The organism is Bradyrhizobium sp. USDA 4541, from assembly GCF_024171085.1.
In the GTDB taxonomy this organism is placed as follows: Bacteria; Pseudomonadota; Alphaproteobacteria; order Rhizobiales; family Xanthobacteraceae; genus Bradyrhizobium; species Bradyrhizobium australafricanum.
The window spans coordinates 3452007-3465581 of sequence record NZ_JALJZF010000001.1 but is presented as its reverse complement, the minus strand read 5'-3'; the positions used below and the strand labels follow the sequence as shown (position 1 = coordinate 3465581).

Genomic DNA, 13575 nt, shown 5'->3' with positions numbered 1-13575 from the left:
GCTTCAGACGCGAACTCCGGCCTGCGTGGCAAAAAAGCATCTCGGAACAAAGGATAACGAACAAATTTTCCGCACTGCGAGGCGCGCAAGGGCGTGCTTTGGCGCCGATCTGCTGAACCGGTGTGCGGCAAGGGGAGGTTCTGCACAAGCGATAGCCAAAAGACCTAGGCGCTGAAGGGCGGGAGGCGTTGACCTTCGCGGTCATTCGGTGTGCCATCCTGCCGCCAACACGGCGGCCGGTTCCACGGCCCGCCGCAATAACCAATTGAGCCGGACCGAGGGGACAATGTTCGACAGGAATCTGCGTGGCATGATCGACGACGTGAAGGACGGGCGGATGGATCGCCGGGCCTTCGTCAAGCGAATGATTGCCGTCGGCCTCACCGCGCCGATGGCCAACCAGATCCTTGCGATCGGCGGCGTCGCGATGGCGCAGAGCCCGAATCCCTACAAGCCGACCAAGCGCGGCGGCGGCGGTCCGCTGAAGCTGTTGTGGTGGCAGGGCCCCACCCTGCTCAATCCGCACTTCGCCACCGGCACCAAGGACCAGGACGGCTCGCGGCTGTTCTACGAACCGCTGGCAAGCTGGGACGTCGACGGCCATCTCAACCCGATCCTCGCCGCCGAAATCCCCTCGATCCAGAACGGCGGGCTTTCCAAAGACGCCATGTCGGTGGTCTGGAAACTCAAGCCCGGCGTCAAATGGCATGACGGCAAACCCTTCACCGCCGACGACGTCGTGTTCAACTGGGAATATGCTACCGACCCCGCGACCGCAGCCGTCTCGAGCGGGACCTATTCCGGCATGACCGTGGAGAAGGTCGACGACCTCACGGTCCGCATCAAGTTCAAGGATCCGACGCCGTTCTGGGCCAATGCGTTCGTCGGCGCCTATGGCTGCATCATCCCAAAACATCTCTTCGCGGAGTACAAGGGCAGCAAGTCGCGCGAGGCGCCGAACAATCTGAAGCCGGTCGGCACCAGCCCCTACAAGTTCGTCGAGTTCAAGCCGGGCGATCTGGTGCGCGGCGAAATTAATCCCGATTACCACATGCCGAACCGGCCCTATTTCGACACGATCGAAATGAAGGGCGGCGGCGATGCGGTGTCGGCGGCGCGCGCGGTGATCCAGACCGGCGAATATGATTTCGCCTGGAACATCCAGGTCGAGGACGAGGTGCTGCTGCGGCTGGAAAAGGGCGGCAAGGGCAAGACGCTCTATGCCGTCGGCGGCGACATCGAATTCATCGCCATCAACTTCACCGACCCGAACACCGAGGTCGACGGTGAACGCTCGTCGATCAAGACCAAGCATCCGATCCTGTCGGATCCGGCGGTGCGCAAGGCGCTGGCGCTGCTGGTCGACCGCGACTCCGTCAAGAAGGTGATCTACGGCCGCGCCGGCCGCGCCACCGCCAATTATCTCAACGGCCCCGAGGAGTTCGTTTCCAAGAACACCAGATGGGAGTTCTCGGTCGAGAAGGCGAGCGCGCTGCTCGAACAGGCCGGCTGGAAGGTCGGCTCCGACGGCATCCGCGAGAAGGACGGCAAGAAGCTGAAGCTGCTGTACCAGACCTCGATCAACGGCCCGCGGCAGAAGACCCAGGCGATCGTCAAGCAGGCCTGCCAGAAGGCCGGCATCGACGTCGAGCTGAAGTCGGTGGTGGCCTCGGTGTTCTTCTCCTCCGACGTCGCCAACCCCGACACCTATTCCAAGTTCTACGCCGACATCGAGATGTTCCAGATCCCGATGACACAACCCGACCCGGGCCTGCACATGCGCCGCTATCTGTCGCGCAATGTCGCGACCAAGGAGAACAAGTGGCAAGGGCAGAACTTCCCGCGCTGGGTCAACAAGGATTTCGACGCCGCGATCGAGGCGGCCGATACCGAGACCGATCCGATCAAGCGGGCCGAGCTCTACATCAAGTGCAACGATCTGATGTGGCAGGACACGGTGGTGATCCCGGTGATGCACCGCCTCGCAGTGGAAGCCTGCTCCAACACGGTGCGGCCCGCACTCTCCGGCTGGGCCAACCAGACCGACAATCTGCAAGACTGGTATCGTGAAACCTGAGACACGGGGACAGGTTCGGAGTTTGAGTAGGTGCATCTTCTCCCTCTCCCCGTTCTTACGGGGTCGAGACGAGCGGAGCTCGCTCTTGGAGGGTTGGGGTGAGGGGCTTTCGCAGCAAACACCGTGAAAGATGAGTTCGTGGAGACTCCCCCTCACCCGGAATTCAAGCCGTGCTTGAATTCCGACCTCTCCCCGCACGCGGGGCGAGGTGAAGCTCGCCTTTCGACTGGAAGCAAGATCAACGTGCTCAAGGTGCGAGCGTTAGTTAGATGATCTCTCGATGAGTCAATATATCCTGCGTCGCCTGATGATCGCGATCCCGAGCCTGCTCGGGATCTCGCTCGTGCTGTTCGTCGTGCTGGCGCTCGCGCCGGGCGATCCGTTCAGCGAGCTCGCGACCAATCCGAACGTGCCGCCCGAGGTACAGGCCGCGTTGCGCGCCAAGTTCGGCCTCGACGACCCGATCTATCTTCGCTACCTGCACTGGCTCGCGGCGATGGCGCAGGGCGACTGGGGCTTCTCCTTTGTCAGCCGGATCAATGTCGACACGCTGATCCTGCAGCGGCTGCCGACCACGCTCTACGTGATCGGCTCGGCGCAGCTGCTGGCGCTGTTGATCGCGATCCCGGTCGGCGTCTATGCCGCCACCCGGCCGTATTCGATCTTCGACCAGCTCGCCAACACCTTCGCCTTCATCGGCTTCTCGCTGCCGACCTTCTTCACCGGCATCCTGTTCATCCTGGTGCTCTCGGTGAAGCTGGACTGGCTGCCCTTCGTCTACACCGACGTGCCGGGCAGCGGCATTCCCTGGCTGCTGGAGATGATCCGGCAGGCGATCATGCCGGTGATGGTGCTCGGCCTGTTCCAGGCGGCGTCGATGACCCGCTTCGTGCGCTCGGCAATGCTCGACGTGATCCGGCTCGACTATGTCACCACCGCCCGCGCCAAGGGACTCGGACAGGCCAAGGTGATCGTCAAGCACGTGATGCGCAACGCGATGATCCCGGTCGTCACGCTCATTGCGCTGCAAATGCCTGCCGTGTTCGGCGGCGCCATCGTCACCGAGCAGATCTTCCGGATTCCCGGCATCGGCTCGCTGCTGATTTCCTCCATCCTCGCCAATGACACGCCGGTCGTGATGGCCGTGACCTTCGTCTTCGCGTGTCTCGTGGTGCTGTTCAACCTGATCGCAGATGTCCTCTATGGCTGGCTTGACCCTCGCATCTCCTTCCGCTGAGCGGCGCGGCTATTCGCCCTGGCGCGAAACCTGGCGGCGCTACCGCCGGCACCGGCCGGCCGTGGTCAGCGCCGTGCTGCTGCTGCTGCTGATCGCGGCCGTCGTGATCGGCCCGTTCGTCTGGCGCGTCTCGATCAGCGACATGGACGTCGTGGCTGGCCTGCAGGGCCCCTCGCTGGCGCACCCGTTCGGCACCGACGATCTCGGCCAGGACCTGCTCGCCCGCATGATCTATGGCGGGCGCATCTCGCTCGCGGTCGGTCTCGCCGCGATGCTGGTCTCGGTGTTCGTCGGCACGCTGATCGGCGCGCTCGCCGGCATGTCGCGCGGCGCGCTCGGCTACGCGCTGATGTGGCTGACCGACTTGTTCCTGTCGCTGCCGCAATTGCCGCTGCTGTTGATGCTGATCTATCTGTTCCGCGACGGGCTAAAGGCGATGTTCGGCCCGGAGGGCGGCATCTTCATCCTGATCGTGCTGGTGATCGGCGGCTTGCGCTGGATGCCGGTCGCGCGCCTGGTGCGCGCCCAGTTCCTGTCGCTGCGCGAGAAGGAATTCGTCGAGGCGGCGCGCGCGCTCGGCGCGAGTCCGGTGCGCCAGGTGGTGCGCCACATCCTGCCCAACGCGCTGGGACCCGTGATCATCGCCGGCACGATCGACGTCGCCGCCGCCATCATCGCCGAATCGACGCTGTCGTTCCTCGGCCTCGGCTTCCCGCCGGATACGCCGACCTGGGGCCGCATCCTCTATGACGCCAAGGACTTTCTCGACATCGGCCCGCATTGGGCGCTGTTTCCGGGCGGCGCGATCTTCATCGCGGTGGTCGCCATCAACTTCATCGGCGACGGGCTGCGCGACGCGCTCGACGCGCGCAAGGTGATCTGATGGCGCTGCTCGACATCAAGGGCCTGAAAACCCATTTCACCACCGACGACGGCATCCTGCAGGCGGTCGACGGCGTCGACATCAGCATCAACCGCGGCGAGACGCTGTGCGTGGTCGGCGAATCCGGCTGCGGCAAGACCGTCACCGCGATGTCGATCCTGAAGCTGATCGCCATGCCGCCGGGCAAGATCGTCGAAGGCGAGATCATCTTCGAGGGCCGCGACCTGGTGCCGCTGACCAGCCACCAGCTCGATGACATCAGGGCCAAGGAGATCGGCTTCATCTTCCAGGAGCCGATGACCTCGCTCAATCCGGTGCTGACCATCGGCGAGCAGATCGCCGAGAGCCTGCGCCGCCACGAGGCGGTGACCAAGAAGCAGGCGCTCGAGCGCACCATCGAGATGCTGAAGCTGGTGCAGATCCCCAACGCCGCGGGCCGCGTGCATCATTATCCGCACCAGTTCTCCGGCGGCATGCGCCAGCGCGTGATGATCGCGATGGCGCTGGCGTGCCGTCCCAAGCTCGTGATCGCGGACGAGCCGACCACCGCGCTCGACGTCACCATCCAGGCGCAGATCCTCGACTTGTTGCAGGACATGAAGGAACGCTTCGGCATGGCGGTGATGCTGATCACGCACGCGATGGGCGTCGTCGCCGAGACCGCGCAGCGCGTCGTCGTGATGTACGCCGGCAAGGTGGTGGAGGAGGCGCCGGTCGACGAACTGTTCGGCAATCCCGGCCATCCCTACACTCAGGGCCTGATCCGCTCGATCCCGCGCATCGATCTCGACGCCGCGCACAAGACGCGGCTGGAGGCGATCGGCGGCTCGGTGCCGATCCTGATCAATCCGCCGCCCGGCTGCCGCTTTGCCGCCCGCTGCAAATACGCCATGAGCATCTGCACCGAAAAGGAGCCGCGGCTGCGCGAGATCGCGCCCGGCCACCGCATGGCCTGCCACCTCGGAGACGCGTCATGACCGAGCCGCTGCTGCGCGTTTCCAATCTGAAGAAGCATTTTCCGGTGCTGGGCGGCCTGCTCTCGCGCGAGGTCGGCCAGGTCTATGCGGTCGACGGCGTGTCGTTCTCGGTCAACCGCGGCGAGACGCTCGGCCTCGTCGGCGAATCCGGCTGCGGCAAGTCGACCACCGGCCGCTGCGTGCTGCGCCTGATCGAGCCGACCTCGGGCGAGGTCGTGTTCGACGGCCGGAGCGTCACCGGCCTCGGCGGCGGCGACCTGCGCGCCATGCGGCGCAACATGCAGCTGGTGTTCCAGGACCCGTTCGCCTCGCTCAATCCGCGCATGACGGTCGGCGCGATCCTCGGCGAGCCCTTCATCATCCATAACCTCGTGAGCTCGGCCAGCGAGCGCGAGGACCGCGTCGCGAGCCTCCTGGTCAAGGTCGGGCTGAAGGCCGAGCACATGCGCCGCTACCCGCACGAATTCTCCGGCGGCCAGCGCCAGCGCATCGCGATCGCCCGCGCGCTGACGCTGGAGCCGAAGCTGATCGTGTGCGACGAGCCGGTCTCCGCGCTCGACGTCTCGATCCAGGCCCAGGTCATCAACCTGCTCGAGGATCTGCAGGCCGAGCTGAACCTCACCTATCTGTTCGTCGCCCACGATCTCTCGGTCGTGGAGCACATCTCCGACCGGGTCGCGGTGATGTATCTCGGCCGCATCGTCGAGCTCGCCAAGGCCAGCGATCTCTACTGCAACCCGCAGCACCCATACACCAAGGCACTGCTCTCGGCGGTGCCGGTGCCGGATCCCAAGGCGAAGCGCGACCGCATCCGCCTGAAGGGCGACGTGCCGAGCCCGATGAATCCGCCCAAGGGCTGCCACTTCCACACGAGATGTCCAATCGCCGAGGAGCGCTGCCGGCAGAGCGCGCCGGAGTTGCTGGAAGGCAGGAACGGGCATTCCGTGGCGTGCCATCTGGCGTAGGTCGCGCGCCAGATGCGATAGCCAGCCGGCGCGGGAGCGCACCGCCTAAAATATCGAAAACAACCCCATGCAAAGTAGCCGGCGGCTGCGGGCGTCCGACACGGCACTTGACATGTCGGGCAAATCAGCGGCATCATTCGATAATTCAGAAATAATGGCGACGATAGTTGAAGTCACGTCGTCAGACGTTAACGCCGCTTGGTGTTGGTCCGTGGCTTCGGTCCGGCCTTTGTCTTGATCTTCCGCCGCGGTGAGGGCGCGACGGCGTCCTCCACCTCATTCACCTCCGTCCGCAGCGTCTCGAGCAGCCAGTCGCGAAACGCGCGCATGCCCGGCGTCACCTCGCGCGACTTCAGCCAGGTCAGCCAATAGGATCCCGCCGGGACCTCGGCCGCGAACGGACGCAGCAGCCGGCCGGAGACCAGCTCATTTTCGAACATCGCGATCGGCACCAGCCCGACGCCGACGCCGCGCGCGGCGGCCTCGGCCATCGCGACCGAACTGTCGAAGATCGGCCCCTGGATTTTCGGACACGGCGCGCCGGCGACCGCAAACCATAGCGGCCATTCCTCGGCGCGGTAGGACCGCAGCAGGAATTCCTGCGCGAGATCGGACGGCTTGCGCAGCCGGTCCGCCGCGTCGGGGCAGCACACCGGCGAGAGCGGTGCGGACAACAGATGGATCGCCTCGGTGCCGTGCCACGAGCCGTCGCCGAAGCGCAGCGCGAGATCGAGCCCGTCGCCTGCGATGTCGACGCGGTTGTTGTTGGTGAGCAGACGCAAATCGATATAGGGATGCGCGCGCTTGAAGCGGTCGACCCTTTGCAAGAGCCATCCGGTCGCAAACGTCGTGACGCAGCCGACGGTCACGACCTCGCGCGTGCCCTTGGCCTCGATGCGGTCGATCGCGGCGCCGATCCGGTCGAGCGCGTCTGACAGCACCGGCAGCAGCGCCAGCCCCTCGTCGGTGAGCACCAGCCCGCGCGGCAGGCGGCGGAACAGGCTCGTGCCCAGGAGATCCTCGAGCTGCTTGACCTGATGGCTGATCGCGGTCTGCGTCACGCGCAGCTCCAGCCCGGCGCGGGTGAAGCTGAGCAGCCGCGCGGAGGCCTCGAAGGCGCGCAGCGCGTTCAGCGGGAGATGCCGGCGCACGGCGTCATGACCAAGTTTTCCTCATGTCTCGCTGTATAAATGATTGTTTGTGCGCCGTCACGCCGCCCGGCAGGTTGGCGCCGCCAACGGGAGATTCGACATGCTGACGAGACGGACATTTGGATTGCGCGCGCTGGGCCTTGCGGTGTCCTGCACTTTGCCGCGGCAAGGCGCAGCGGCAGGACCAGGCGAGCCGGCGCAGCGGCTGCAGCAGGAGTTTGCGCGCATCGAGCTGGCAACCAGCGGCCGGCTCGGCGTCGCCGCGCTCGACATGGAGACGGGATTGCGCGCGAGCCGGCGCGGCGACGAGCGGTTCCCGATGTGCAGCACCTTCAAGGCGTTGGCCTCGGCCGCGGTGCTGCACCGGGTCGACCGCGGCGAATCCAGCCTCGATCAGCGCGTGCAAATCGAGGCCAAGGATATCTTGGCCTACGCGCCGGTCACCAAGGCGCACGTCGGATCGGCCATGACTCTGTCCGAACTCTGCGCGGCCGCCATCACGCTCAGCGACAACACCGCCGCCAACCTGCTGCTGCGGGAGATCGGCGGGCCCGCCGGCTTTACCAGCTTCTTCCGCACCATCGGCGACAATGTCAGCCGGCTCGACCGCTGGGAGGTGGAGCTGAACGAAGCCGTGCCCGGCGACCAGCGCGACACCACGAGTCCTGTCGCGATGCTGAAGGATTTGCAGCGCGTGGTGCTCGGCGACGTTCTGCAGACCGTCTCGCGCCAGAAGCTGGTGGACTGGATGGTCGCCAACAAAACCGGCGACGCAAGGCTGCGTGCCGGCGTGCCCCGCGACTGGCGGGTTGCCGACAAGACCGGCACCGGCGAGCGCGGCACCTACAACGACATCGGCGTGTTCTGGCCGCCCGGCCGCAAGCCAATCGTGGTGACGGCTTACCTGACCGGGGCAAGTGCTCCCATCGAGAAGTGCAACGAGGTGATCGCCAATGTCGCGCGCGCCGTCGCCAATGCGAGCACCGGGCAGACCGGCTAAACCGGCGACGCCGCGACCGGCGGCGCCGACAACATCAGGCCGGCCAGCGACCAAGCAAGTCGCTCGCCGCCTCGAACAACGCTGCAACGCGCAATAGTTCGGCATCGGCCCGGAAGCGGCCGACCAGGTGCAGTCCGATCGGCAGGCCGTCGCGGCCGAAACCTGCGGGGATGCTGACGGCGGGATGCCCGGTCATGTTGAACAGCATGGTCCAGGGAAACCAGTGCGGCCGCACGCTGTCGAAACTCCGGCCGTCGATCTCGATCGTGCCGAACAGGTCCTGGTCGATCGGCAGCGCCGACCGGGTCAAGGTCGGCATCGCCAGGAGATCGCCGCGCGCGAACAGCGACTGCACCCGGCGGAAGAGCGCGGTGCGCTCGAACATCGCCCGCTGGTAGTCGACACCGCTGACCTGGGCCGCCAGCGCGAGCTGCTTCAGGAAGGTTGCGCTGAGATCATCCGGATGATCGGCCGCGAGCTTCTCGAAGCGGGTGCGCCAGACGGTGTGATTGATCGCACGCCAGATCGGCTCGATGTCAAAGCCGTCGCCGGAAAACTCTTCGAGCTCGGCGCCGAGGCTCGCCAGACGGTCGAGGCTTGCCTTGAACGCGTCAGCCACATCGGACGTGACCGGACGCCGCGGCGGCGACACGCAGAACAGCACCCGCCGGCCCTTGAGGTCGCCGCGCGGGGCGGCAAGCCCGAGATAGTCAGGCACCGGCACCCCGATCGACCAGGGGTCCGACGGATCCTCTCCCGCCATCGCCTGCATCATCAGCGCCGTATCCGCAACGGTGCGCGTGGTCGGCGTGACATAGGTCTGGTTGCCGAAAGCGTCCTGCACCTGGCTATGCGGGATCACCCCGTTGCTCTGCTTGATTCCGACCACACCGTTGCAGGCGGCGGGAATCCGGGTGGAGCCGCCGCCATCGGTCGCAACCGCCAGCGGCGCGATGCCGCTCGCGACGGCCACCGCCGCGCCGCCGCTGGAGCCGCCACTGGACCGCTCGGCACTCCATGCATTGCGGGTCCGCCCGAACAGCGGCGAGTCGGTCAGGCACTTGCTGCCGAACTCCGGCGTCGTGGTCTTGCCGATCAATATGCCGCCCTGGGCACGGAGGCGGGCCACCGCGACGGCGTCATTGTCGGGCACGTTGTCCCGGTACGGCACCGCGCCGAAGGTCGTCCGGACGTCTTTGGTGTTGACGATGTCCTTCACGGTGAAGGGGATGCCGTGGAGCAGACCGGCCGGCTCGCCAGCCGTGATTTGCCGCTCGGCAGCTTTCGCCTGCGCCATCGCCGCGTCACCGCACAGCGTGATGAAGCAGTTCAATTCGGGTTGCAGCCGCTCGGCACGGGCGAGCACCGCGCGCGTAACCTCGACAGGCGAAACCTCCTTGCGGGCGATGCGCCCACGAAGCTCAACGGCAGACAGCAGACACAGATCGTCGCTCATTTGGGCAAGGACTCGCGTCAGATAGGGTCGACGCCCGCATCGTGCCGCGCTGCAAGCGGCAAGTCCATCGGCTCGGACGCATGGCGAAAGGCCACGGAGCCGCGACGGCGCATGGCCTGCCGGCGCGGCGGGCCCTTCCCGGCCGCGCGGCTTGGCAGCGACGGAGGATCATGCGACGCTCGACCGAATGGCGCTGCTGTCAGCATGACGGAGGACCACGCCTTGTATCGCCGCATCGCCCTCGCCGCGCTGATCGTTGCCGGCAGCGTGCACGGCAGCCTCGCGGCGCTCGATCCGGCGCGATGCCGCGAGCTGATCCGCAAATACGAAACCGACAAGGCCCAGCTCAGCGCGATCGAGATCTCGCTGTCGCTATTTGCGGCCGCCAATGCCGATTGCATCAACCTTGCCACCGAGCTGCTCGATCACGGCGCCTCGGTCGACGCGCGGGACCGGCTGGGCGCAAGGCCGCTGAGCCACGCCGCCCGCTCCGGCCATCTTGCCATGGTCGACCTGCTGCTGGCACGCGGCGCGCCGGTCGATGCACGCAACCTCGCGGGATCGACCGCGCTGTATTTTGCCGCCGAGCGCGGCCATGTCGCGATCGTGCAGCGCCTGATCGACCGCGGCGCCGACGTCAATCTCACCGGACGTAGCGGCGCCTCCCCGGTCGCGGCCGCCGCCTATGCCGGCAGGGACATGGTGGTGCGCATGCTGCTGGCGCACGGCGCCGACGGCCGCAAGGCAGACGACACCGGCAAGCCGCCGGTCGTCTACGCCGCGGCGGGCGGCCAACTCGGCATCGTCAAGCAGCTGCTCGCGCACGAGATCGACATCAACGCGCGCTACGCCAACGATCTGACGCTCCTGATGTGGGCCGCCGGCCCTGACGAGACCGTGCCGGAGGCGCAAGCACTGGAGGTCGTCTCGTACCTGCTGGAAGGCGGCGCCAAGGTCGACGCCCGCGATGCGCGCGGCCGCACCGCGCTGATGATCGCCGCCGAAGGCAATCATCCGGCGATTGCCAGGACACTGCTGGCGCACGGCGCCGACCCTGCGCTGGCCGACAAGGCCGGCAAGCACGCCGCCGATCTCACCATCCTCTCAGTGCTGCGCGAAGAGCTGACGCCGCGCTGAGGCGACTTGCTCGGACGTCATGGCCGGGCTTGTCCCGGCCATCCACGTCTTCTTTTGCCTGGATATCAAGACGCGGATGCCCGGGACAAGCCCGGGCATGACGAGTGCCCGCCGCTCACAGCCCCGCCAGATAGTCCACCAATGCGGCAAGGTCGTCGGGCGACGTTGCCAGCATCAGGTCGGACATGCCGGGATTGTTGCCGCGCGCACGGGTGCGGAAATCGGCGATGGTCTTGGCGAGATAATCCCGTCCCATGCCGGCAAGCCGCGGCACCGTGCCGTCGCCCTGGAAGCGATCGAGATGGCAAGCCGGGCAACCGACCGAGCGGCTGGCGCTGACCGCCTTCTCCGCCACGTCCTTGGGCGCGCGCGGCTGGCCGAGGTCAGGCCACGGCTTCTGCGAAAAATATTCCGCGATCGCCAGCATATCGTCGCGCTCGAACTGCGCCGCGATCGGCTGCATGATCTCGTTCTTGCGATCACCGCGCTTGAAATCGCGCAGCTGGATGTAGAGATAACCGGCCTGCTGGCCCCAGATCGTCGGAATGGTCTTGTCGACGGGCTTGCCGTTCTCGCCATGGCAGCCGGCGCAGACCTGTACTTTTTCTTCAATCGTCTCTGCGCGCGCCTGCGCCGCCATCAGCAACAGCGCGACGCCGCAAATCATCAATTTACCGAACATTGGCTCATCCTGAGGCGCAGTATCGGTCCACCTCCGTCATTGCGAGGAGCTCGCGACAAAATTGCAAAGCAATTTTGCGCTGGAGCGACGAAGCAATCCATGCTTCCACAAACGCGGCACAATGGATTGCTTCGCTTCGCTCGCAATGACGTGGCTGGACCTTTTATCCGACCAAAACAGAGGCGGGACCGAACCGGTCCCGCCTCGCCGTCAATGTTTGCACGCGTGATGATGCATCAGGCCCGGCTCAGTCGAGCGTGAAGGCGATGATGTTGTTGCCACGCTTGTAGTCGAGCTGGGTGTTACCGCCCGCGCCGACCACGATATATTGCTTGCCGCCGACCATGTAGCTCGACGGCGGCGCGTTGACGCCGGCGCCGGCGCGGAAGCTCCACAGCTCCTTGCCGTTCGACGAATTGTAGGCCGCGAACTTGCCGTTGCCTTCGCCGGTGAAGACCAGGCCGCCGGCGGTGGCGAGGATGCCGCCGATCATCGGCTCGGGCGTGTTGACCTGCCATTTGATCTTGCCGTTGTTGTAGTTCACCGCGGTGATGTTGCCTGCCTGCTTCTCGCCCGGGATCACCTTGAAGGCGCCGCCCAGCCAAAGCTTGCCGTTCGGATAGGCCGAGCTTTCGACGTGGTAGGTCATCGGCTGGTGCAGATTGATCGCGTAGGCCAGCTCCTGTCCCGGATCGGTTGCGATCGGCGACCATTCGACGCCGCCATTGGCGCCGGGCAGCATGCGCGCGCCTTCCTTGGTCGGCAGCACCCACATGTTCTCCTGCGGCACCATCGCCTCGGAGAAGCGGATCAGGCTGCAATCCTTGCGATCGTGCACATAGATGTGCCCGGTCTTGCCGGCATGGATGACGCCGGGAATCGTCTTGCCGCTCTTGTCCTTGACGTTGACCAGCACCGTCGGGCTGACCGCGTCGAGGTCCCAGACGTCATGGGCGATGTACTGGAAGTGGCAGACATACTTGCCGGTGTCGAGATCGAGCGAGACCAGCGAATTGGTGTAGAGGTTGTCGCCGGGCCGGTTCGACCCGTCGAGGTCGGGCGACGGGTTGCCGACGACGAAGTAGATCCGGTTGGTCGCGAGATCGACCGACGGGTTCTGCCACACGCCGCCACCGAGCTTGGCATAGGGATCGCCGATCTTGGCGAGCATGTCCTTCTCGGCCTGGATATTGCGATGCATGTCACGGCCGGTGGCATCCTTGGTCGCCCAGACACCGACGGAGTTCTCCGGAATGGTGTGGAAATTCCAGAGCTGCTTGCCGGTCTTGGCGTCATAGGCGCGCACGAAGCCGCGGATGCCGTATTCGCCGCCATTGGTTCCGATCAGCACCTTGTCCTTGACCACGGTCGGCGCCATCGTCTCGCTGTAGCCGAGCTCGGGATCGGCGATGTTGGTGGTCCAGACCACCTCGCCGGTCTTGGCGTTCAGCGCCATCAGCTTGGAATCGAGCGTCGCCAGATAGACCCGGTCGCCGAGCACCTGGACGCCGCGATTGTTGGGACCGCAGCAATAAACCGTGATCGGGCCCATCTTGTGGGCGTAGTGCCAGAGCTGCTGACCGGTCTTGGCGTCGAGCGCATAGACATGGCTGAACGACGTCGTGACGAACATCACGCCATCGACGACGATTGGAGATGTCTCAAGCGATTCCTTGACGTCGGTCTGGAAGATCCATGCGACGTGCAGGTCCTTCACATTGTCCCGGCTGATCTGCTTGCCCGGATAGAATCGCGTCTGGGCATAGTTGCCGTTGGTGAGCAGGAAATCCCTGCTGTTCTTGTCGGCGGCGTTGAGCTGCTCCTGGGTCACCGGAGAAACATTGGCGTTGCCGAGGACCGACTGCTTCTCCTGCTTGACTTCCTGCGCGATGGCGGCGCCCGACAACAGGCCAACGCCAAGCGCGGCGGCGAATGCCGCAATCCCTCTCACATACATATCTTCCCCCGTTGTTTCTTGGTTGCAATATTAGGGATGCGTGTCTGCTACTT

General features: G+C 65.5%; 11 protein-coding genes. 7 read left to right on the top strand and 4 right to left on the bottom strand.

The window, feature by feature from the left end:
• Positions 1-286 precede the first annotated feature (286 nt).
• From J2R80_RS16265 to J2R80_RS16245, 5 genes are all read left to right on the top strand, one after another.
• Positions 287-2077: a peptide ABC transporter substrate-binding protein gene (locus J2R80_RS16265; RefSeq protein ID WP_168855780.1), complete on the top strand. Its 1791-nt coding sequence runs from the start codon at positions 287-289 to the stop codon at positions 2075-2077.
• Positions 2078-2357: 280 nt separating this feature from the next.
• Positions 2358-3314: an ABC transporter permease gene (locus J2R80_RS16260; protein WP_076830660.1), complete on the top strand. Its 957-nt coding sequence runs from the start codon at positions 2358-2360 to the stop codon at positions 3312-3314.
• A complete protein-coding gene (locus J2R80_RS16255) occupies positions 3280-4197 on the top strand; it encodes an ABC transporter permease (protein ID WP_028334911.1) in 918 nt (305 codons plus the stop codon). Before J2R80_RS16260 ends, J2R80_RS16255 begins: the two co-directional genes overlap by 35 nt.
• Positions 4194-5174 carry an ABC transporter ATP-binding protein gene (locus tag J2R80_RS16250; RefSeq protein WP_141340051.1) on the top strand — a complete coding sequence of 327 codons (981 nt, stop codon included), beginning with the start codon at positions 4194-4196 and terminating at the stop codon, positions 5172-5174. Before J2R80_RS16255 ends, J2R80_RS16250 begins: the two co-directional genes overlap by 4 nt.
• A complete protein-coding gene (locus tag J2R80_RS16245; protein ID WP_076830657.1) occupies positions 5171-6139 on the top strand; it encodes an ABC transporter ATP-binding protein in 969 nt (322 codons plus the stop codon). The genes J2R80_RS16250 and J2R80_RS16245 overlap by 4 nt, the downstream gene beginning before the upstream one ends.
• Positions 6140-6327: 188 nt before the next feature.
• On the opposite strand, the gene J2R80_RS16240 is transcribed toward J2R80_RS16245, so the two are convergent.
• Complete coding sequence (locus tag J2R80_RS16240; RefSeq protein ID WP_253638874.1) at positions 6328-7290, bottom strand: LysR family transcriptional regulator; 963 nt, start codon at positions 7288-7290, stop codon at positions 6328-6330.
• Positions 7291-7390: 100 nt separating this feature from the next.
• Between J2R80_RS16240 and bla the strand changes: the two genes are divergently transcribed.
• Positions 7391-8290, top strand: a complete 900-nt coding sequence (bla, locus tag J2R80_RS16235) for a class A beta-lactamase (protein ID WP_233475349.1) — start codon at positions 7391-7393, stop codon at positions 8288-8290.
• A 34-nt stretch (positions 8291-8324) separates the two neighbouring features.
• On the opposite strand, the gene J2R80_RS16230 is transcribed toward bla, so the two are convergent.
• The gene (locus tag J2R80_RS16230) at positions 8325-9746 is read right to left on the bottom strand and encodes an amidase (RefSeq protein WP_076830648.1); all 1422 of its coding nucleotides are present in this window, start codon (positions 9744-9746) and stop codon (positions 8325-8327) included.
• Between the two features lie 222 nt (positions 9747-9968).
• Between J2R80_RS16230 and J2R80_RS16225 the strand changes: the two genes are divergently transcribed.
• Positions 9969-10883 carry an ankyrin repeat domain-containing protein gene (locus J2R80_RS16225; protein WP_253638873.1) on the top strand — a complete coding sequence of 305 codons (915 nt, stop codon included), beginning with the start codon at positions 9969-9971 and terminating at the stop codon, positions 10881-10883.
• Positions 10884-10998: 115 nt separating this feature from the next.
• Here the strand turns inward: J2R80_RS16225 and J2R80_RS16220 are convergent, their stop codons facing one another.
• Both J2R80_RS16220 and J2R80_RS16215 read right to left on the bottom strand, forming a co-directional pair.
• The gene (locus J2R80_RS16220) at positions 10999-11565 is read right to left on the bottom strand and encodes a c-type cytochrome (protein ID WP_245311669.1); all 567 of its coding nucleotides are present in this window, start codon (positions 11563-11565) and stop codon (positions 10999-11001) included.
• 247 nt (positions 11566-11812) lie between these two features.
• Complete coding sequence (locus tag J2R80_RS16215) at positions 11813-13522, bottom strand: PQQ-binding-like beta-propeller repeat protein (protein ID WP_168855785.1); 1710 nt, start codon at positions 13520-13522, stop codon at positions 11813-11815.
• Positions 13523-13575 lie beyond the last annotated feature (53 nt).

Bases quoted from the DNA above. Each gene is read 5' to 3' on its own strand.
- J2R80_RS16265 (WP_168855780.1), top strand. From the start codon at position 287: ATGTTCGACAGGAATCTGCGTGGCATGATCGACGACGTGAAGGACGGG.
- J2R80_RS16260 (WP_076830660.1), top strand. From the start codon at position 2,358: ATGAGTCAATATATCCTGCGTCGCCTGATGATCGCGATCCCGAGCCTG.
- J2R80_RS16255 (WP_028334911.1), top strand. From the start codon at position 3,280: ATGGCTGGCTTGACCCTCGCATCTCCTTCCGCTGAGCGGCGCGGCTAT.
- J2R80_RS16245 (WP_076830657.1), top strand. From the start codon at position 5,171: ATGACCGAGCCGCTGCTGCGCGTTTCCAATCTGAAGAAGCATTTTCCG.
- bla (WP_233475349.1), top strand. From the start codon at position 7,391: ATGCTGACGAGACGGACATTTGGATTGCGCGCGCTGGGCCTTGCGGTG.
- J2R80_RS16230 (WP_076830648.1), bottom strand. From the start codon at position 9,746: ATGAGCGACGATCTGTGTCTGCTGTCTGCCGTTGAGCTTCGTGGGCGC.
- J2R80_RS16220 (WP_245311669.1), bottom strand. From the start codon at position 11,565: ATGTTCGGTAAATTGATGATTTGCGGCGTCGCGCTGTTGCTGATGGCG.
- J2R80_RS16215 (WP_168855785.1), bottom strand. From the start codon at position 13,522: ATGTATGTGAGAGGGATTGCGGCATTCGCCGCCGCGCTTGGCGTTGGC.